Source organism: Pseudomonas sp. QS1027 (assembly GCF_002814235.1).
Taxonomy (GTDB): Bacteria; Pseudomonadota; Gammaproteobacteria; order Pseudomonadales; family Pseudomonadaceae; genus Aquipseudomonas.
Map to the genome: position 1 here is coordinate 243,106 of NZ_PHSU01000027.1, position 20,485 is coordinate 263,590.

Consider the following 20,485-nt stretch of genomic DNA (forward strand, 5'->3'; position numbering starts at 1 on the left):
GGCATAACAACCACTTACCGCCCTGCCCCGGTGAAACCAGGGGTAAAACCGACCTCAGGGCCGCCTTCGCAAGCGGCCCTGTGGCTGATCAGCCAATCGCGCCCAGCAGCTTTTCCCATTCCTTGTTTTCTTTCTTCGACACCCCACCGAGCAAATCCAGGGCCTGGCGCAGACGGAAACGCGTGAGGTCCGGCCCGAGGATTTCCATGGCATCGAGCACCGATACCGAACTGGCCTGTCCGGTGATCGAGGCGAACATCAGCGGCATGGCATCGCGCAGTTTCAACTCCAGGGAGTCGACCACCGCCTGGATGGTCGCGGTGATGCTGTCCTTTTCCCACTGGCGCAGGCTTTCCAGCTTCCACAGGATCAACTGCATCAACTTGCGCACGTCGTCGGCCGAGAGCTTCTTGTGCTCGAACAACTTGGCGTCCAGCGGCAGGCTACCGGCGAAGAAGAAGTTCGCCAGCGGCGCGACCTGGCTGAAAGTCTCGACCCGGCCCTGGACCAGCGGCGCGATCTTCATCAGGTACTCGGGATTCAGCGCCCAGTTCTGCACCCGGCTGGCGAATTCTTCCACCGGCAGGTCGCGCAGCCACTGGCCATTGAGCCAGGACAGCTTCTCGATATCGAAGATCGGCCCGCCCAGGGAGACGCGGGACAGGTCGAAGTGCTCGACCATCTCCTCCAGGGAGAACTTCTCGCGCTCGTCGGGCATCGACCAGCCCATGCGCCCCAGGTAGTTGAGCATGGCCTCAGGCATGAAGCCCATGCGCTCGTAGAAGGTCACCGAAGTCGGGTTCTTGCGCTTGGACAGCTTGCTCTTGTCCGGGTTGCGCAACAGCGGCATGTAGCACAGCTGCGGCTGTTCCCAGCCGAAGTATTCGTAGAGCAGGATCAGCTTGGGCGCCGACGGCAGCCACTCTTCGCCACGCAGCACGTGGGTGATGCCCATCAGGTGGTCGTCGACCACGTTGGCCAGGAAGTAGGTCGGCAGGCCGTCGGTCTTCATCAGCACCTGCATGTCCATGCGATCCCACGGGATCTCGACATCGCCACGGAGCATGTCCGGCACCACGCAGACGCCTTCGCTCGGCACTTTCATGCGGATCACATGGGGCTCGCCGGCGGCCAGGCGCCGGGCCACTTCTTCCTTCGACAGCAACAACGCACGACCGTCGTAGCGCGGGGTCTCGCCACGGGCCATCTGCTCGGCACGCATCTGGTCCAGCTCTTCGGCGGTGCAGAAGCACGGGAAGGCGTGGCCCATGTCGACCAGTTGCTGGGTGTATTTCTTGTAGATCTCGCTACGTTCGCTCTGCCGGTACGGACCGTGGGGGCCACCGACATCCGGACCCTCGGCCCAGGTGATGCCCAGCCAGTTCAGGGCATCGAAAATCTGCTGTTCGGACTCGCGGGTCGAACGCAGCTGATCGGTGTCTTCGATCCGCAGGATGAACTCACCACCGTGCTGCTTGGCAAAGCAGTAGTTGAACAAGGCGATGTAGGCGGTGCCGACGTGGGGATCGCCGGTGGGCGATGGCGCGATGCGCGTGCGAACGGTGGTCATGGGCGGTCTCGAAGTGGAGATAAAACAAAGGGCGAATGGTAACAGGCACAACCATCCGGGCTCCAGCACAGGGCATCCGACTGAGGGCATATAAGCCAAGCTTCGGTCTAAAAATGGCGCCAGGCCCCGAAAACCGGGCTTTCTCCGCTACTGGCATTTACCCATTAATCCTGCTGTGCCAGATTCGTCTACCGTAAAATTCACTTACACATTGATGTGTTGCTGCCCATGCCCTCTCAACTCAAGCGTCGCCTGTTTATTTTCCTGTTCCTGGTCCTGTTGATCGCCCTGGGCTTTTTTGCCCAGTGGTTCTTCAGGGGACGCTTTTATGAAAGCACCGATAACGCTTATGTCCAGGGCGAAATCACCCGGGTCTCCAGCCAGCTGGGCGCGCGCATTGACGAAGTGCTGGTGGCGGACAACCAGCATGTGGAAAAGGGCCAGTTGCTGGTGCGACTCGAAGGCGCTGATTTCCAGTTGGCCATCGACCGCGCCAATGCCACCCTCGCCACCCGTGAGGCCGAACGGGTACAGGCCCAGAGCAAGCTGACCCAGCAAGCCAGCCTGATCGCCTCCGCCGATGCCCAGGTGGCGTCCAGCCAGGCCAGTCTCGGCCGTTCGCAGCTCCACCTGAACCGCGCACAGACCCTGCGCAAGCCCGGCTATGTTTCGGAAGAACGGGTCACCACGCTTTCCGCCGACAACCATATCGCCCGTTCGCAAGTGGTCAAGGCCCAGGCCGACCTGCAAGGCCAGCGCCAGCAGGTCACGGCCCTGAGTGCCGAGCTCAAGCGCCTCGACGCACAGATCGCCAATGCCCGCGCCGACCTGGCCCAGGCCGAACTGAACCTGACCCGCAGCGAGATCCACGCGCCCATCAGCGGCCTGGTCGGCCAGCGCGCGGCGCGCAACGGCCAGTATGTGCAGGCCGGTGCCTACCTGCTGTCGATCGTCCCGGACCGGGACATCTGGATCCAGGCCAACTTCAAGGAAACCCAGATCGGCCATATGCAGCCGGGCCAGCACGCGACGCTGACCTTCGATGCCTATGAGGACACGCCGATCCAGGGCCAGGTCCAAAGCCTGTTCGCCGCCTCCGGCGCGCAGTTCAGCCTGCTGCCGCCGGACAACGCCACCGGCAACTTCACCAAGGTGGTGCAGCGCATTCCGGTCAAGCTGACCTTTGCCGCCGACAATCCGTTGCAGGGCAAGATCCGTCCGGGCATGTCGGTCACCGTCAAGGTCGATCTGCGCGACGCCCAGCATGGCCGGTGACCCACTGATCCGACCGGTGGGCGAACCGACCCGCCGGGACTGGATCGCGGTGATGAGCGTGATGCTCGGTGCCTTCATGGCCGTGCTCGATATCCAGATCACCAACTCCTCGCTCAAGGATATCCAGGGTGCCCTGTCGGCGACCCTGGAAGAGGGCTCGTGGATTTCCACCTCCTACCTGGTGGCGGAAATCATCATGATTCCCCTCACCGCCTGGCTGGTGCAATTGCTCTCGGCGCGGCGGCTGGCGGTCTGGGTCTCGCTGGGTTTCCTCGGCTCGTCGCTGCTCTGCTCCATGGCCTGGAGCCTGGAAAGCATGATCGTGTTCCGCGCCATGCAGGGTTTCACCGGTGGCGCGCTGATCCCCCTGGCGTTCACCCTGACCCTGATCAAGCTGCCGGACCACCACCGCGCCAAGGGCATGGCGATGTTCGCCATGACCGCCACCTTCGCCCCGTCCATCGGACCGACCATTGGCGGCTGGCTCACGGAGAACTGGGGCTGGCAGTACATTTTCTACATCAATATCCCGCCCGGCCTGATCATGATCGCTGGCCTGCTCTACGGCCTGGAAAAGAAAGAGTCCCATTGGGAACTGCTCAAGAGCACCGACTACGCCGGGATCGTCAGCCTCGGCATCGGCCTGGGCTGCCTGCAAGTGTTCCTCGAAGAAGGCCATCGCAAGGACTGGCTGGAATCGGACCTGATCGTGACGCTGGGCAGTATCGCCCTGCTGAGCCTGATCACCTTCGTGATCCTGCAACTGTCCAAGGCCAACCCGCTGATCAACCTGCGCATCCTGCAGAACCGCAACTTCGGCCTGTCCAGCATTGCCAGCCTGGGCATGGGCGTGGGCCTGTATGGCTCGATCTACCTGCTGCCGCTGTACCTGGCGCAGATCCAGAACTACAACGCCTTGCAGATCGGCGAAGTGATCATGTGGATGGGGGTGCCGCAGCTGTTCCTGATTCCGCTGGTGCCCAAGCTGATGAAATTCATCTCGCCGAAGCTGCTGTGTACCTTGGGTTTCGGCTTGTTCGGCCTGGCGAGTTTTTCCTCCGGGGTACTCAACCCGGACTTTGCCGGCCCGCAGTTCAACCAGATCCAGATCATCCGGGCGCTGGGCCAGCCGCTGATCATGGTGACCATCTCGCTGATCGCCACCGCCTATATCCTGCCCCAGGACGCGGGGTCGGCGTCGAGCCTGTTCAACATCCTGCGCAACCTCGGCGGGGCCATCGGCATCGCCCTGCTGGCGACCTTGCTGGATGCGCGGACCAAGGTCTATTTCGACTATTTGCGCGAGGCAATCGTGCCGGGCAACCCGCAGGTGGCCGAGCGCCTGACGATGCTTTCGGAGAAGCTGGGTGGCGACGGTGCGGCGCTGGGCAAACTGAGCGAGATCACCCATCAGCAGGCATCGATCATGGCCTATAACGACGCCTTCCATTTTGTCGGGATCGCGCTGGGAATCAGCATGTTGGCGGTGCTGTTGACCAAGGCGCTGCCGGCGGGGATCAAGGCTGGGGAAGCACATTGATTCTGCCGGCCTCTTCGCGGGCAAGCTCCGCTCCCACATGAGTCCTGTGTTGTGCATCAAAGCCTGACTCTGCCCACAGACCCTGTATTGGGCATAAAGCCTGGTTCTGCTTCCGTCGGATCTACACGGCAAGCACCACTCAAGCCTTACTCGGTGCAAAGTGGGAGCGGAGCTTGCCCGCGAAGAGGCCGGAGCAGACAACACACAACTAAAGCCAAATGGCGTCCCACAACGGGTAATCGCCCACCCGTTTCACCAGGCCGGCTCGCAGTGGATTGGCCACTATGTAGCGTGCCACAGACTGCAAATCTTCTTCCCGACGTATCGCCCGATCATGAAAGCTGCTTTGCCAGAGTGCGCCCGTGCGTTGCAGTCTTCGATTGACAGCACTGGTTGCCCGGGACTTGGTCCTGCGCACCAAATCTCCAAGGCAGGTCCCCTGAAGCTCGATGAGCCAATGGAAATGGTCAGGCATCACCACCCAAGCCAGGGAACGCGCCAACTGTTCTTCCTCTGCATATCTGAAGCTGCGGACCAGCAGGCGTCCAAGATTGAAATCCCTGAAGATGGGTTCACGTTCCCGGACTACTGCCGTCAGCAAATAAATACCACCGGATTCCGAATAACGGCCCTTACGTAAATGGCAGGAGTTGAAACGAGTAGTCATCCTTGACCCTCCTGAGGCTGGAAAAGCTTGAAAATACAGGAGCTGGGTCAGGGAGCGGGTGGATCAATGACACTGAATATTTCGTGTGAGTCCATTCAATCGTAGGTGCCTGTCCTGACCCCTTCGCGGCTATCCGACAAGCTCCCCTCCCACAGGTCCTGATTTCTCCACAAAGACTTGCCCTGCACGGCGCTCACCTCTCCAGCCTTGCTCGGTGCAAAGTGGGAGCGGAGCTTGCCCGCGAAGAGGCAGAAACAGGCACCCCATAACTACACAGACTGACCACTGCGCTCCCTGATCAACTCGATCAACGCCCGCAACCCCGCCGGCACATAGCGGCGCCCCGGGTAATACAGCGACAAGCCACCGTAAGGCGGCGTCCACTCCTCCAGCACCGGCACCAGGGTACCCGCCGCCAGATCGGCGGTGGCGTTCCACTGCGAGGCATACGCCAACCCCAATCCCGCCCGCGCCGCCTCCAGCACCAGAGTCGATTCGTCCAGGGTCAGCACACCCTGTACATCGACCTCGTAGGACTCACCATGGCGCTCGAACTCCCAGTGGTAGATCCGCCCGCTGGGCAGGCGCAGGCGGATGCAACGGTGGTTCAGCAGATCCATCGGCACCTGCGGCACCGGATGCCGGGAAAAATACTCCGGGCTGCCCATCACCAGCAGCCGCAACGGTAAACCCAGGGGAATGGCGATCATGTCCTGGGGCACGCTTTCGGTCAGGCGAATCCCGGCATCAAACCCCTCGACGACGATATCGATCAACTTGCCCTCGGTGACGATATCCACCTTCATGTCCGGATAACGCCGCATGTACTCCAGGAACAAGGGCATCGCCTGCTTCACCGCTCCCACCGCGCTGTTGATACGCAAGGTGCCCGTCGGCATATCCCCATGGTTGCCGGCCTGCTCCATCGCTTCACGAATGGTCGACATCGCCGGCGCAATGCTCTCGACAAATTGCGCCCCGGCCTCGGACAACGCCACGCTGCGGGTGGTGCGATTGAACAGGCGCGCGCCAATCCGCGCCTCCAGCGCCGACACCGCATGGCTCAGCGCCGAGGTCGAGACGTCCAGTTCAGTGGCCGCCGCACGAAAACTCCGATGCCGGGCCACAGCCAGCACCGCTTCCAATTCTGTCAGGCCTGATGTGCGCATTATCCCAGATCACTCATTAACCCATGCCGCTTCATCCGGCTTATCAGGCCAATCCTAGCCGCTTATCCTGACTCACACCACAGACACCCACCTCGGAGCAGCCATGCAACGCATCGACCATATCTATATCAATGGCGCCTTTGTCACGCCTCATGGCGAGGAACTGTTCGACCTGTTCAACCCGGCGACAGGCCAGGTCATCGGTCAGGTGCGCCTGGCGGACGAACAGGATGCCCACGCCGCGATTGCCGCCGCCAAGGCCGCGTTTCCAGCCTTCTCCCACACGACCAAGACCGAACGCCTGGCCATGTTGCAGCGTATGCACGCCGCCATTGCCGCCCGGGAAGACCCGCTCAGCGACGCCCTGATCGAGGAGTACGGTGCCCCCGCCTCGCGCTCGCGCTGGATGGCCCAGCATGCCGCCAGCGTTTTGCTCGAAGCGGCGAAGATCCTCGAACACTACGACTTCAAGCGCCGCGCCGGAACCGCCGAGGTGATCATGCAGCCCCTCGGTGTGGCCGGCCTGATCACCCCCTGGAACAACGACGCCGGTTTTATCTGCGGCAAGCTTGCCGCCGCCCTGGCCGCCGGTTGTACTGCGGTGATCAAGCCCAGCGAGATGAGTGCGATCCAGACTCGCATCGTCACCGAAGCCCTGCACGAAGCCGACCTGCCGCCGGGGTTGTTCAATATCGTCACCGGCCGCGGTGAAACCGTCGGCGCGACCATCAGCAGTCATCCGGATGTCGCGAAAATCTCCTTTACCGGCTCCACCCCGGTGGGCAAAAGCATCCTGCGCAGCGCCGCCGAGACACTCAAGCGCGTCACCCTGGAACTGGGCGGTAAATCGCCGGTGGTGATCCTCGACGATGCCGACCTGAGCCAGGCCATTCCCCTGGCCTTGCAGGCCGGTTTCATGAACAGCGGCCAGGCGTGCATCGCCGGGACCCGGATACTGGTGCCGGAAAAACGCCTGCATGAGGTCGAAGCTGCCGTGGTCCAGGCCATCGACACGGTCAAGGCCGGTGATCCCCTGGATCCACAGACCACCGTCGGGCCGATGGTCAGTGAAAAACAATGGCAGCGGGTGCAACGCTATATCCGTATCGGTATCGACGATGGCGCCCGTCTGCTGGTGGGTGGCGAAGGCCTGCCCCAGGGCGTGGACAAGGGCTGGTTCGTACGCCCGACCGTGTTCAGTGGCGTGACCAACGAGATGACCATCGCCCGCGAGGAAATCTTCGGGCCGGTGCTGTCGATCATTACCTATCGCGATCAGGAAGAAGCGATCCGCATCGCCAATGACACGCCCTATGGCCTGCAGGCCTACGTGATGTCCGCCGATGTCGAACGGGCCCGCCAGGTCGCCGACCGCCTGGAGGCCGGGCGCGTGCTGATCAACACCCTGGCCCACGAGCCGGCGGCACCTTTCGGCGGTTTCAAGCAGTCGGGCATCGGCCGGGAATACGGAACCTTCGGGCTGGAGGCGTTCCTCGAGCCGAAATCGATTCTGGGGGGAACTCAATAACCGACTCCCCGGCAGGCCGATGCCTGCCGGGGAGATCGCGGCTTAGCGCGCCAGCCACTGCTCGGCGGAAATCACCGTGGCATAACCGAACGCCAGGGAGGCCATGAATGCGCCGTGCACATGGGCCGCCGGCACCGTCAGGCCATTGAACTCCAGGTCCCGTGACGCACAGGCATCGTGAATCACCGTGACCGTGTAGCCCTGGTCAGCCGCCGCGCGGGTGATGGCGTCGACACACAGGTGACTCATGCTGCCGACCACCACCAGTTCCTTGATGCCATTGCGCTCCAGCACCGTCGCCAGTTCGGTGTCGCGAAACGAGTTGATGAAATGCTTGAGAATCACCTGCTCGTCGGCACGGTTGAGGACCTTGGTGTGCAACTTAGCCCCTTCGGAACCGGGGACAAAAAACGGCGCATCGGCGCTCGCGGACTCGTGGCGGACATGCACCACCAGGTCGCCCGCCTCACGGGCGGCGGCCAGAATCGCGGCGGCCTTGTCGGCCGCCGCATCGGCGCCGCTCAGGGTCCATTTTCCGCCCGGGAAATAGTCATTCTGGATATCCACCAGGATCAGCGCTTGTACGGACATATCATCTTCCTCGATTGAGTGGTGCAGCGTTCGGTTGCTTTGCTTTACCGGATCAAGTATCCAGTTCCCACCGGGCTCCGGGGATTGGCCGGACCGACACTTTCGAGGGGAAAACTGACAATGGACGCGCCCACGGCCGCCATCGACCGCGCCACCACCGCCGAAGGGCGCAACGACAGCGCCGTGGCCGAGATCGGCCTGCTCCTCTATCCCGGCGCGCAGACCGCCGCCATCCACGGCCTGACCGACCTGTTCAGCGTGGCCAATCGCATGGTCGCCGAACACGGCGATGCCGCCCGGCTGCTGCGCATCAGCCATTGGGCGACCCGCGCCACGGGCGAGTCCCTCGAACGGATCTACGACAGCCAGCCGGGCGCGGACGGCCAACCGGTCGCCGTGGTCATTCCGCCATCGCTGGGCGATACACCCTCGCCCGCGTCCCTGCAGCTCAGTGCCGCCTGGGTCCGCGAACAACATAGCCACGGGGCGATCATCGGCTCTGTGTGCATGGGCGCCTTCGTGCTGGCCCAGACCGGGCTGCTCGACCAGCGCCCCGCCACCACCCACTGGAATTCGGCCAAGGCCTTTGCCGCGCTCTACCCGCAGATACGCCTCGACACCCACAAGCCGATCATCGACGACGGCGACCTGATCACCACCGCCGGGCTGATGGCCTGGGCCGAGCTGGGCATGCGCCTGGTCGAACGGCTGCTGGGGCCGGGGATCGCAACGCGTACCGCGCGCTACCTGCTGATCGAACACCGTGACAGCAGTGAATGCGCCGGCAACTTTGCGCCGATCCTGGGACACGGCGACGCCGCGATCCTCAAGGTCCAGCACTGGCTGCAAAGCAGCGGTGCGCTGGAGGTCAGCGTCAATGCCATGGCCGACAAGGCCGGCCTGGAAGAACGGACCTTCCTGCGCCACTTTCGTGCCGCCACCGGCCTGCGTCCAACGGAGTACTGCCAGCACCTGCGAGTCGGCAAGGCGCGGGAAATGCTTGAATTCACCAACGGCACCGTCGACCATATCGCCTGGACCGTGGGTTACCAGGACCCCGGTGCATTCCGTTCGACCTTCAAGAAAATCACCGGTTTTTCTCCCAGTGATTACCGTGGTCGCTACGGCGCCAGAGCAACCTGAGCTCAACCACCGGCGGGGCGATACCTTGCCGGTCATCCTTATTGATACGGCCCGGAGAAACACATGAGCAACGTGCTGCTGGTACTCGTGGAAACCGTCGACGACTACCTGCCAATCATCCAGAAGCACGGCTTCGAACTGATCCTGGCGCCGACCCAAGCCCTGCGCGCGCAAGCCATTGCCGAGCATGGCGCACGCATCAACGCCGTGCTCACTCGTGGCCCACTGGGGCTGTTCGCCGATGAAATGGCCGCCCTGCCCCAACTCGAAATCATCTGCGTGATCGGTGCCGGCTATGAAAAGGTCGACCTGCACGCTGCCGCGCAGCGGGGCATCGTCGTGACCAACGGCGCCGGTGCCAACGCCGCCCCCGTGGCCGACCATGCCATGGCCCTGCTGCTGTCGCTGGTGCGCGATATTCCCCGCGCCGATGCCTCGGTGCGCCGCGGCGAATGGCGCAAGCTGACGCGTCCGTCCCTGGGCGGCAAGCGCCTGGGCATCCTCGGCATGGGCGCGGTGGGCCAGGCGATTGCCCAGCGCGCGGCCCTGGGTTTCGGCATGACCGTGAGCTATCACAACCGACGACCGCGCACGGATATCGATTACCACTATTGCGCCACGACCACCGAGCTGGCGCTGGCCTCGGACTACCTGATCATCGCCACTCCGGGCGGCGCCAGCACCGACGGCCTGATCGACCGGCAGACCCTTGAAGCCCTCGGCCCGCAGGGTTTCCTGGTCAACATCGCACGGGCCAGCGTAGTGGTGACCGCCGACCTGGTGGCCGCCCTGCAGCAAGGTCGTCTCGCCGGCGCGGCGCTGGATGTATTCGACGACGAACCGAATGTGCCGGATGTCCTCAAGGGCCTCGACAACGTGGTGCTGACACCCCATGTGGCCGGTCTGTCGCCGGAAGCCTCCGAAGCCACGGTGGCGCTGGTGGCCGAAAACCTGCTGGCGTATTTTTCCGGCAAGCCGGTACTCACGCCGATTGCCCTTCCCGGCTGAAGACCAGCGAGCCGACACAGTATGATCAACACCTTCACACGCACCTGAATGGACACCTCCCGCATGGAACGCACCGCCCGCCTGCTGCCTGTTGCCTGCCTGCTGCTGAACCTCTCGCCCTCGGCCTTTGCCGCCGAGGCGGCGGTCGATTGCGATGCCCTGCATGAAAAGGCCAACGCCGAAGCCGGCAGCTACCGCCCCCCCGTCGAAGGCAAGGTTATCGGCCAGGGCCGGGCCTACTTTCATAGCGCCCCCAACAGCGCCTGTATCACCAAAAAAGTCTTCGTCGTGCCCGGCGACGGCCTCACGGTGTATGCCAGCACCGAAGACGGCTGGGACCAGGTGACGTACATCGCCAAGAACGGTGATGACTTCAGCGGCTGGGTCGAGGAAAAGCGCGTCGAACTGGGCCAGCACTACGGCGGTGACCCGGCCCCCGACGACACCCCGGAGCAATAAGCACCTGCCCGCCTGAACTCCGCCGAGGAATGCCAGTCAGCTCAGTAAGTGCATTCAAAGGCCTGCGCTGACAGCCGCATGCCTCTCTACCCGGAGTTTCTCGGCCATGCCTGATCTTTCCAACGAACCCCAGAGCGCAATCGAGGCCCACGGCGTCATTGGCGACATGAGCAGTGCCGCGCTGATCAACGACCGCGGCAGCATCGACTTTTTCTGTTGGCCGGCCTTCGACAGCCCTTCGATCTTCTGCTCCTTGCTCGACACCCCCGAAGCCGGGATTTTCCAACTGGCCCCGGACCTGCCCGATGCCCGTCGCGAACAAATCTACCTGCCGGACACCAATGTCCTGCAAACCCGCTGGCTGAGCGCCAGCGCGGTGGTGGAAATCACCGACCTGCTGCCGGTCAGCGACGACGAAAACGACCTGCCGATGCTGATCCGCCGGGTCCGGGTGATCAGCGGCCGGGCCACGTTCCAGCTGCGCTGCGCGGTGCGCCATGACTACGCCCGAGCCGCAACGAGTGCCCGCCTCGACGGCGACGATGTGTGCTTCGACGCACCGGATCAGCCCAGCCTGCGTCTGTGTTCCGACCAACCGCTGCAACTGGACCGACAGGCCGCCGTCGCCAGCTTCACCCTGGAACAGCAACAAAGCGCCGAATTCCTTCTCGGTGCGGCCGACGATCCACGCATCAAGGTCGGCACCAGTGAGTTGGCCCTGCAACGCACCCTGACCTTCTGGCGCCACTGGCTCGGGCGCTCGAACTATCGCGGGCGCTGGCGCGAGGCGGTCAACCGCTCGGCCCTGGCCCTCAAGCTGCTGACCTCCCGCAAGCACGGCGCGATCCTCGCCGCCGTGACCTTCGGCCTGCCGGAAAGCCCCGGCGGCCAGCGTAACTGGGATTATCGCTATACCTGGATCCGCGACGCCTCCTTCACCGTCTACGCCTTCATGCGCCTGGGCTATGTCGAGGAAGCCAACAACTTTATGCGCTGGTTGCGCGGACGGGTCGGCGATTGCAGCGATCAGCCGTTGAAGCTGAACATCCTCTATGCCATCGACGGCACCCAGGAACTGCCGGAAACCGAACTGACGCACCTGTCCGGCTATGGCAATGCCCGCCCGGTGCGCATCGGCAACCAGGCCTACGAGCAGGTCCAACTGGATATCTTCGGCGAGTTGCTGGACGCGGTGTACCTGACAAACAAATATGGCGAAGCGATTTCCCATGAAGGCTGGCTGCATGTCGGCCAGATTGTCGATCAAGTCTGCGACACCTGGAACCAGAGCGACGTCGGGATCTGGGAAATGCGCGGCGAGAAACACCACTTCCTGCACTCGCGACTGATGTGCTGGGTCGCCCTGGACCGCGCCATTCGCCTGGCCTCCAAGCGCTCGCTGCCGGCCCCGTTCGCCCGCTGGGACCAGACTCGCCAGGCGATCCACGCCGATATCTGGAGCAACTTCTGGAACGCCGAGCGCGGGCATTTCGTCCAGCATATCGGCGGCACCGGCCTCGACGGCTCGATGCTGCTGATGCCACTGGTGCGTTTTGTCGGCGCCACCGATCCGCGCTGGCTGGCGACCCTGGAGGCGATCCAGAAAAGCCTGGTGCGCGACGGCATGGTCTATCGCTATCGCAACGACGATCACCCCATCGACGGCTTGCCAGGCAGCGAAGGCGCTTTCGCCGCCTGCTCGTTCTGGTATGTCGAATGCCTGGCCCGGGCCGGACGGGTTGAGCAGGCGCACCTGGAGTTCGAACAACTGCTGCGCTACGCCAACCCATTGGGGTTGTATGCCGAAGAGTTCGATCCGCAAGCCAGGCACCTGGGCAATACCCCGCAAGCCCTGACCCACCTGGCGCTGATCAGTGCCGCGTGTTTCCTCGACCGCAAACTCAGCGGCGATATCACCCCGTGGCAACCCTGAAGCCGCTATCTGCGCCATGCTGAACACGGATTTTGTGAGGAGCGGAACTTGTGTGGGAGCGGAGCTTGTCAGATTGAATGCCTTTTTCAATCACCTCGATAGCTTGGGCCCCGTGCGCCAAACGTCTAAGCTGGCATTTCCCGCCCGCTGTCCTGGAACGCCGAGTGAAATTCAGCCTGCCGAAAGTTGCCACCGCCCCCTTCTGTCCCTCTGAAGTGAACGGTTCGATCGCCGTCGACCGCGGGGCGCCGTTCTTCAAGCGCGCCCTGCGCTTCGCCGGACCCGGCCTGCTGATTTCCATCGGTTATATGGACCCGGGCAACTGGGCCACGGCCATCGAGGCCGGCTCGCGTTACGGCTACAACCTGTTGTTCGTGGTGCTGCTGGCGAGCCTCGCCGGCATGGCGGTGCAGTGCCTTTGCTCACGCCTGGGGATCGCCACCGGCCGCGACCTGGCGCAGCTCTGTCGCGAGCGCTACAGCCGGCGCTCGGCCAGGTTCCAGTGGCTGCTGGCGGAAATCTCGATCATCGCCACCGACCTCGCCGAAGTCCTCGGTTGTGCCTTGGCCTTTCATCTGCTGCTGGGCTGCTCGCTGACCTTCGGCATTGCCCTGACGGCCTTCGATACCCTGCTTATCCTGGCCCTGCAGAATCGCGGTTTCCGGCGCCTGGAAGCAATCATGCTGGTGCTGGTGGCGACCATCGGCGTGTGTTTTTTCATCGAGCTGGTGCTGATCAAACCCTACTGGCCGGACGTGTTCCAGGGCTTCAAGCCGTCCCTCTCGGCCATCAGCGACGCCGCGCCGTTGTACCTGGCCATCGGTATTCTCGGGGCCACGGTGATGCCCCATAACCTCTACCTGCACACCTCGGTGGTGCAGACCCGGCTGATCGGCACGGACCTGGCCAGCCGCCAGGACGCCGTGCAACTGGCGCGTATCGACACCCTCGGCTCCCTGGCCCTGGCCTTGCTGGTCAACGCGGCGATCCTGATCCTCGCCGCGGCGGCCTTCCACCAGAACGGGCATACCGCCGTGGTGGAAATCCAGGACGCCTATCACCTGCTCGATCCGCTGGTGGGCGGCGCGTTCGCCAGTACCTTGTTCGGCATCGCGCTGCTGGCGTCCGGGCAGAGTTCGACCTTTACCGGCACCATCGCCGGCCAGGTGATCATGGAAGGCTACCTGAACCTGAAGATTCCCTGCTGGCAGCGCCGCTTGATCACCCGTGGCCTGGCGCTGATCCCGGCCTTTGTCGGGGTCTGGCTGATGGGCGAAGATGCGGTGGGCAAATTGCTGGTGCTGAGCCAGGTGGTGCTGAGCCTGCAATTGCCCTTTGCGTTGTATCCGTTGATCCGCATGACCAGCGATGAACGCCTGATGGGTGAGTTCGTGAATCGCTGGTACACCAAGGCACTGGCCTGGGGTTTGTTCGTGGTGATCAGCGCGGCGAACGCCTGGCTGATCGTGCAACTGTTCGTGGCGGACTGAGGCAATGACGTCAAGCCGTGTCGCTTCCCATCAAGCGGCCGCGGCTGACATCCCTAGACTCCTGAACATCACCCGCCGGGATCAGGAGTCCAGCATGAACATCGCCACCGAGGCGTCATCCCCACAGACGTTGTTGCGCCGGGAGCTGGCCTGCGCCTTTCGCTGGGCGGCGCGGCTGGGGTTGCACGAGTCGATCGCCAACCACTTCAGCGTGGCGCTGTCGGCGGATGGGCGGGAGTTTCTGATCAACCCTTACGGCCGACATTTCTCGCGGATCAGGGCCAGCGACCTGTTGCTGGTCAATGCCGACGATCCATCGAGCCTGGCGGGCCCGAACGCACCAGATATCACCGCCTCGGCCTTGCACAGCGCGCTGCACCGCAACCAGCCCCATGCCCGCTGCATCCTGCACACCCATTCGAAATATGCCACCGCACTGGCCTGCCTGGCGGATTCAAACCTGCCGCCCATCGACCAGAACGCCATGCGTTTTTTCGAGCGCGTGGCGGTCGATGACGGGTTCGATGGCATGGGCCTGGGCGACGAGGCCGAGCGGGTCAGCCGGCTGCTGGGGGACAAGCCGATCCTGCTGATGGGCAACCATGGCCTGTTGGTGGCAGCGCCCAGCGTGGCCCAGGCTTTCGATGATTTGTACTACTTCGAGCGGGCATGTGAGGTGTATATCACCGCGTTGTCGACGGGGCGGCCATTGCGTATCGCCAGCGACGAAGTGGCGCGCAAGACCGCGCGGCAATGGCTGGACTATCCAGGGTTCGCCGAGAAGCATTTCGCGGCGTTGCTGGGGATTCTCGAGGAGGAGGAGCCGGAGTTTGCGCACTAGCCCACAGACCTTGAGCCCGCAGAACCGTTGTCGATACTGGTTAACGCGGCTCCTACAGGGGGAACGCGTGTAGTCTGGTGGATCGGGGTTATTCCTCAAGCAGTTCGCGACTCAGTGGCTGGCGCATCACCGGCGCACTGAACACCTGGCTGCGGTCCTCGCTCGGCGGGCAACCGAAACGCGCGCGGTAGGTGCGGGAGAAATGCTCCAGCGAACCGAATCCCGAACAGGCCGCGACCTGGGCCACGCTCAGGCGCGTCTGTTGCAACAGGTTATGGGCCCGCGCCAGACGCAGGCTCATGTAGTACTTGAGCGGCGACAAGCCGGTGTGCTGCTTGAACTGGCGCTCCAGTTGGCGCTGGGACAAGCCGACCTTGGCGGCAATCGCCTCGCAGTCCAGCGGTTCCTCCAGCGCCTGCTCCATCAACTGCACCGCACGGCGCATCTTGGCGCTGGACAACCGGGTACTCGCCAGACCGTCGTCGAGCTGGTTGTCCAGCGGCTGGCGCACGCGGCCCATCAGCAGGTGCATGGCAATCTCGCGGGCCAGGTCGCCGTCCACGCTCTGTCCCAGCCAACTGATCATCATGTCCAGGGTCGAGGTAGCACCGGCACAGGTCAGGCGCTGGCGCTCCAGGGTATAGAGCTGGGTCCGCGCTTTCACCCGTGGGTAACTTTCCTGGAAACCCTGCCAGTTGTCCCAGTGCACTGCCGCTTCATAGCCGTCCAGCACGCCGGCGGCGGCCAGCAGTTCGGTGCCGGTTTCCACCCCCATCAACACCGCGCCGAACAGCGCCTGCTTGCGCAACCAGCTCTTCAGCGATTGATTGCGGCTGTGCTTGTGCACATCGAAACTGGCGATCACCAGACAGGCATCAAAACCCTGCTCGGCGTCGGGGCTGCCGGCGACCATCGTGGACAAGCCGTTGCTGGCGGGCACCGGCTGACCGTCGAGGGACAACAGGGTCCATTCGAAAAGCGGGCGCTGGGTCAGCCAGTTGGCAATCGCCAACGGCTCGATCGCCGCCGCCAGGCCCAGATGGGAGAACGACGGCAACAGCAATACGACGATACGCCAGGGCGCGGCATCGGCGCGGCGCCAATCGGGTGGCTGAGTACTGGTTTGCGGGTTCATCACTGGCCTCTTTGACGGGCTCTACGGTTGTTAAGGCCGAACATGAATCTGGGACCCGACGCGATCCCTGTAGGAGCCTGGCTTGTCGGGACGCCGCATCGTAGCGAAGAGGCCTTTGAGATCGCCAAAAGCTTCGCGGGCAAGCCCTGCTCCTACAGGTTCCGTGGTGGTTTCAATATATCGGACCGCAGCTCTCAACGTTGCTCGGTTTGCCAGCGCGGATGTATCCACACCGGCACCTGCGCCGTCGGCAAAGGTGTCCGCCCACGGATCAGGTCGCTGGCCTTCTCGGCGATCATCACCGTCGGCGCATTGGTGTTGCCGCTGACAATCACCGGCATGATCGAGGCATCCACTACCCGCAAGCCCTCCACGCCATGGACCCGCAACTGCGGGTCAACCACCGCCTCGGGATCGTCGCCGGGCCCCATCTTGCAGGTACCGCTGGCATGGTAGCCGGTTTCGGTGATACGCCGGGCCCAGGCATCGAGCTCTGCATCGCTTTGCGCCTGGGCACCGGGCACCAGCTCCTCCCCCGCAAACGCCGCCATCGCCGGTTGCCCGATGATTTCCCGCACCAGCCGCGCCCCCGCACGCATATCGGCACAGTCCTGCTCGGTACTGAGGTAGTTGAACAGGATTCGCGGCGGCTGGCGTGGGTCACTGCTGCCGAGAGTGACGCGGCCCAGGCTGCTGGGGCGCATCAGGTCGATATGCACCTGGAACGCATGGGCCGGCACCAGGTCGACGCTGCCGGGCTTGACCGCCAGGGGCATGAAGGTCAGTTGCAGGTCCGGATGCTCGACCCCGGCCCGCGAACGGATAAACGCTCCAGCCTCGAAGTGATTGCTGGCCGCCGGGCCGTCGTGACTGACGAACCAGCGAGCGCCGATCCACCATTTGCCCGGCGCGGTGGTCCAGGGGTAGAGCGATACCGGCTTCTTGCACAGGTACTGCACCACGGCGTCGGGATGATCGTTGAGGCGCCGGCCGACACCCGGCAGATCATGCCGCACCGTCAGCCCGAGATCGCGCAGCTCGGCGGCCGGGCCGATGCCAGACAACAGCAGCAATTGCGGCGAGTTGATCGCCCCCGCCGTGAGCAATACCTCACGCCGGGCCCGGGCCTGCCAGACATGGCCATTCTGCTCGTACTCCAGGCCATAGGCGCGCTTGTCCTTGAACAGGATCCGCAGCGCCAGGGCACCGGTGGCCACCTGCACATTGCCGCGCAGCAAGGCCTCGCGCAGATAGCCTTTGGCAGTACTCCAGCGCTTGCCGCCACGGGTAGTGCGATCCACCGGACCGAAGCCCTCCTGGCGATAGCCATTGAGGTCGTTGCTCGGTGCATAACCGGCCTCGACCCCGGCTTCGACAAAAGCGGCACACAACGGCGTACCGATATTCCCCGGGGTGACGTGCAAATGCCCCTGGGCACCGCGGTAGCTATCCGGTCCCTCGGCATGGGCCTGGGCGCGAATAAAGTACGGCAGCACCTCCTGGTAACTCCAGCCGCTGCAGCCCTGGGCGGCCCACTGGTCGTAGTCACGGGCATGACCACGGATATAGACCATGCCATTGATCGACGACGAGCCACCCAGGGTGCGCCCACGCGGCGTGCCGATCCGCCGTCCATCGAGTCCCGGTTCAGGCTCGGACAGATAGCTCCAGTTGTAGCGGCTGCCGCCGACGACGATACCCACCGCCGACGGCATATCGATGGTCCAGCTGCTGTCGGCGGGCCCGGCTTCCAGCAGCAGGATGCGCACGTCCGGGTCTTCCCCCAGGCGATGGGCCAGGACACAACCGGCCGAGCCGGCACCGACAATCAGGTAATCGAATTCGTGTTCGGACATGACCGGGCGTACTCCGTCGCAAGGTTCAGGCGAGCAGCGGCGCGACTCGCCTCGAGGCGTTTCAGCGGTCGTTGTGGCCGTGAATGCCCTGGAACACCAGCCGATGAAAGTGATGCACCAGGTGCTCGCTTTCGTTGCTGCGCTGGGCGTCGATCATGTAGCGGCCCTGGTCGTAACCCAGGGAGCGAAGGCCCTTCTGCACCGAGATATTCAGGGCGATATCTTCCGGCCCGAGGTCCTCGTTCATCCATTTCATACAGGCCGTGCTGATCTCGGCCGTGCGGGCATTGGCGGAGTAGTAACCGAAGCGCAGCAGCGAGCGCTCGGCATCCAGCGGAATCATCATGAACGAGCCAAGGAACTCGGAAAACGGGAAGGTATAGAAGGTGTTGTTCGGCCACAGGCCGATATTGAAAAAGCATTCCTCGGGGTTCAGGTCGCTGCGCAGTTTCACCCCATAGGCCTCGGTGGCGGCGAGATTGGCCGGCGCGGCGTAGGTCCACCAGTTGTCGCGTTTGGTCAACTGGTAGCCCTTGAAGTCGATCAGTTTGGCCAGGTCGACATGGCACGGACCGGACAACTTGAAGTGATACCCCTCGATGGAGTTGTCCATGATCACCTTCCAGTTGGCCGGCACGATCACGTCCTGCTCGTCGATCAATTGCATCTGCTCGAGGTCGGGAAACACCCGGCGCATTTCCTCGTCGGCCCCGGGAAACAGCTCGCGCAACGACGCTGCCTCGGGGTCCAGGTTGAAGTAGATAAAACCGCCCAGCTCTTCGGTCCGTACCTTGGGAATATTGAACTGCTGCAACTCGAAGTTTTTCATCCGCTCGCAACGTGGTGCACCCCGCAGGCTGCCATCCATTTCATAACACCAGGAATGGTAGGCACAGCGCACCACCCCGCCGGTGGTGCCACGGCGCTGTTCAAGCAGACGGTTGCCGCGATGCTGACAGACATTATGGAAAGCATGGATCTGCCCTTCCCGACTACAGGCCACCACGATGCTCTGGTCGAACAGGTCGCAGACCACGTACTGCCCTGGCTCGGCGAACTCGTTCTTGTGCCCGGCCACGTGCCAGGCGCGCATGAAGATATTGTCGCGCTCGGCCTGGAACAGCCCCGCATCGAAGAAATACCGCGACGGCAAGGTGAAGGCTTCTTCGGGATCCTGCTGATCCCAGCCTTCGACCCGGGATTGTTGTTTCTGGATATGAATCGGTTGCATGGACGTGCTCCTCGACCAGGTTTGAGCGCTCGGTTCGTCTGCCGGCGTTGGAACCTAATCTAGAGCAGCCTCCCGGGCCGGGATTGATGGAAAACGACCCGTTGCAAGGGAAAAATATCAATCGCGATCGACAAACATCGCCTGACAAATACCGTTGCTCAAAGCTGCATCCATGAGAGAAAAGCCCCACAAAGAGTCTGTCAGGACTCAACTAGGGTGAAGAACAGACACATATTCCCCCTTCAAATCCATACGTAAGTAGCGTACAAATAATGAATGCTCTGTTTATCGAACTACCTCCCTTCGAGCGTCATCGCAGAGCCTACCTGGGCGACGAGGCGTTTCGCTGTTTTCAACTCGCCTTGCTGCGCAATCCTGAAGCCGGCGAGGTCATCCAGGGCACCGGTGGATTACGCAAGGTCCGCTGCGTGGACATGAAGCGACAAAAAGGTAAACGGGGTGGCATCCGGGTGATCTATTACAAATGGCCGCCAGGTTCCCAGTTCTGGCTGTTCACCCTGTACGACAAAAACGAGCAGGACGATTTGAGCCCGCAGCAGAAGGGAATCCTGAAGCGGCTTCTGGACACCGAGATAGAGGCGAGAAACCATCATGAAGCGTGACATTTTTGCAGAACTGGTCGAGGGCTTCGATGCCCTGGCCGATGACCGTCGGGGCAAAGTCACCCTGCGCACCCACAAGGTCCAGTTGAACAAGCTGCAACCGATCAGCGCCGATGAACTGGTGGCGATCCGTACCCAGTTGAAGCTGTCGCGGGCGGTGTTCGCCCTGTACCTGCGCACCAACACCCGGACCCTGGAAAACTGGGAACAGGGCCGGGCCAAACCCAATGCCCAGGCCACCACGCTGATCCGCCTGGTCGAGAAGTACCCGGAAACCGTGGAGCGCCTGGCGTCCCTGGCCTGAGGCGGCGAGCGAGTTTGCAGCCCGGCACCCGCGCCCCACTGCCCTTTTGCACATAACTGCTGTTCCCGTTGAGGCCTTAATCCACAGCGGCGGGCTTCGTATAGTGAGCGCTCTGCGCCCTA

Annotated in this window: 18 protein-coding genes; 11 read left to right on the forward strand and 7 right to left on the reverse strand. The window is 63.0% G+C overall.

The features are described 5' to 3' along the window. Positions 1-88: 88 nt before the first annotated feature. Positions 89-1,570, reverse strand: coding sequence for a glutamate--tRNA ligase (gltX, locus tag CWE01_RS23840; RefSeq protein ID WP_100942997.1), 1,482 nt, complete (start codon positions 1,568-1,570; stop codon positions 89-91). 228 nt (positions 1,571-1,798) lie between these two features. Here gltX and CWE01_RS23845 point away from each other — a divergent pair, with 228 nt between their 5' ends. After that, the gene (locus tag CWE01_RS23845; RefSeq protein WP_100942998.1) at positions 1,799-2,845 is read left to right on the forward strand and encodes an HlyD family secretion protein; all 1,047 of its coding nucleotides are present in this window, start codon (positions 1,799-1,801) and stop codon (positions 2,843-2,845) included. A gap of 49 nt (positions 2,846-2,894) precedes the next feature. Then, on the forward strand, positions 2,895-4,385 hold the full coding sequence (locus tag CWE01_RS23850; protein WP_177410511.1) for an MDR family MFS transporter: 1,491 nt from the start codon (positions 2,895-2,897) through the stop codon (positions 4,383-4,385). A gap of 208 nt (positions 4,386-4,593) precedes the next feature. Here CWE01_RS23850 and CWE01_RS23855 read toward each other — a convergent pair whose 3' ends face one another. After that, positions 4,594-5,052 carry a transposase gene (locus CWE01_RS23855; protein ID WP_100943000.1) on the reverse strand — a complete coding sequence of 153 codons (459 nt, stop codon included), beginning with the start codon at positions 5,050-5,052 and terminating at the stop codon, positions 4,594-4,596. A 269-nt stretch (positions 5,053-5,321) separates the two neighbouring features. Then, positions 5,322-6,221, reverse strand: a complete 900-nt coding sequence (locus CWE01_RS23860; RefSeq protein WP_100943001.1) for a LysR family transcriptional regulator — start codon at positions 6,219-6,221, stop codon at positions 5,322-5,324. 103 nt (positions 6,222-6,324) lie between these two features. Here CWE01_RS23860 and CWE01_RS23865 point away from each other — a divergent pair, with 103 nt between their 5' ends. After that, the gene (locus CWE01_RS23865) at positions 6,325-7,749 is read left to right on the forward strand and encodes an aldehyde dehydrogenase family protein (RefSeq protein ID WP_100943002.1); all 1,425 of its coding nucleotides are present in this window, start codon (positions 6,325-6,327) and stop codon (positions 7,747-7,749) included. 42 nt (positions 7,750-7,791) lie between these two features. Here CWE01_RS23865 and CWE01_RS23870 read toward each other — a convergent pair whose 3' ends face one another. Continuing rightward, complete coding sequence (locus CWE01_RS23870) at positions 7,792-8,340, reverse strand: cysteine hydrolase family protein (protein WP_100943003.1); 549 nt, start codon at positions 8,338-8,340, stop codon at positions 7,792-7,794. 120 nt (positions 8,341-8,460) lie between these two features. On the opposite strand from CWE01_RS23870, the gene CWE01_RS23875 reads away from it, so the two are divergent. From CWE01_RS23875 to CWE01_RS23900, 6 genes are all read left to right on the forward strand, one after another. Continuing rightward, a complete protein-coding gene (locus CWE01_RS23875) occupies positions 8,461-9,483 on the forward strand; it encodes a GlxA family transcriptional regulator (protein ID WP_100943004.1) in 1,023 nt (340 codons plus the stop codon). Positions 9,484-9,546: 63 nt separating this feature from the next. Then, complete coding sequence (locus CWE01_RS23880) at positions 9,547-10,491, forward strand: 2-hydroxyacid dehydrogenase (protein WP_100943005.1); 945 nt, start codon at positions 9,547-9,549, stop codon at positions 10,489-10,491. A gap of 63 nt (positions 10,492-10,554) precedes the next feature. Then, positions 10,555-10,950 carry a hypothetical protein gene (locus CWE01_RS23885; RefSeq protein WP_177410507.1) on the forward strand — a complete coding sequence of 132 codons (396 nt, stop codon included), beginning with the start codon at positions 10,555-10,557 and terminating at the stop codon, positions 10,948-10,950. Positions 10,951-11,056: 106 nt separating this feature from the next. After that, complete coding sequence (locus tag CWE01_RS23890) at positions 11,057-12,883, forward strand: glycoside hydrolase family 15 protein (protein ID WP_100943006.1); 1,827 nt, start codon at positions 11,057-11,059, stop codon at positions 12,881-12,883. Positions 12,884-13,047: 164 nt separating this feature from the next. Continuing rightward, the gene (locus CWE01_RS23895) at positions 13,048-14,373 is read left to right on the forward strand and encodes an Nramp family divalent metal transporter (protein ID WP_100943007.1); all 1,326 of its coding nucleotides are present in this window, start codon (positions 13,048-13,050) and stop codon (positions 14,371-14,373) included. A gap of 94 nt (positions 14,374-14,467) precedes the next feature. Continuing rightward, a complete protein-coding gene (locus CWE01_RS23900) occupies positions 14,468-15,214 on the forward strand; it encodes a class II aldolase and adducin N-terminal domain-containing protein (RefSeq protein WP_100943008.1) in 747 nt (248 codons plus the stop codon). Between the two features lie 88 nt (positions 15,215-15,302). Here the strand turns inward: CWE01_RS23900 and CWE01_RS23905 are convergent, their stop codons facing one another. From CWE01_RS23905 to CWE01_RS23915, 3 genes are all read right to left on the reverse strand, one after another. Beyond that, the gene (locus CWE01_RS23905; RefSeq protein WP_100943009.1) at positions 15,303-16,349 is read right to left on the reverse strand and encodes a GlxA family transcriptional regulator; all 1,047 of its coding nucleotides are present in this window, start codon (positions 16,347-16,349) and stop codon (positions 15,303-15,305) included. 194 nt (positions 16,350-16,543) lie between these two features. Beyond that, the gene (locus tag CWE01_RS23910; protein ID WP_100943010.1) at positions 16,544-18,205 is read right to left on the reverse strand and encodes a choline dehydrogenase; all 1,662 of its coding nucleotides are present in this window, start codon (positions 18,203-18,205) and stop codon (positions 16,544-16,546) included. Between the two features lie 61 nt (positions 18,206-18,266). After that, a complete protein-coding gene (locus tag CWE01_RS23915; RefSeq protein ID WP_100943011.1) occupies positions 18,267-19,436 on the reverse strand; it encodes an aromatic ring-hydroxylating dioxygenase subunit alpha in 1,170 nt (389 codons plus the stop codon). Positions 19,437-19,708: 272 nt separating this feature from the next. On the opposite strand from CWE01_RS23915, the gene CWE01_RS23920 reads away from it, so the two are divergent. Both CWE01_RS23920 and CWE01_RS23925 read left to right on the forward strand, forming a co-directional pair. Next, a complete protein-coding gene (locus CWE01_RS23920; protein WP_100943012.1) occupies positions 19,709-20,059 on the forward strand; it encodes a toxin in 351 nt (116 codons plus the stop codon). Then, positions 20,049-20,363 carry a DNA-binding transcriptional regulator gene (locus CWE01_RS23925; protein ID WP_100943013.1) on the forward strand — a complete coding sequence of 105 codons (315 nt, stop codon included), beginning with the start codon at positions 20,049-20,051 and terminating at the stop codon, positions 20,361-20,363. The genes CWE01_RS23920 and CWE01_RS23925 overlap by 11 nt, the downstream gene beginning before the upstream one ends. Positions 20,364-20,485 lie beyond the last annotated feature (122 nt).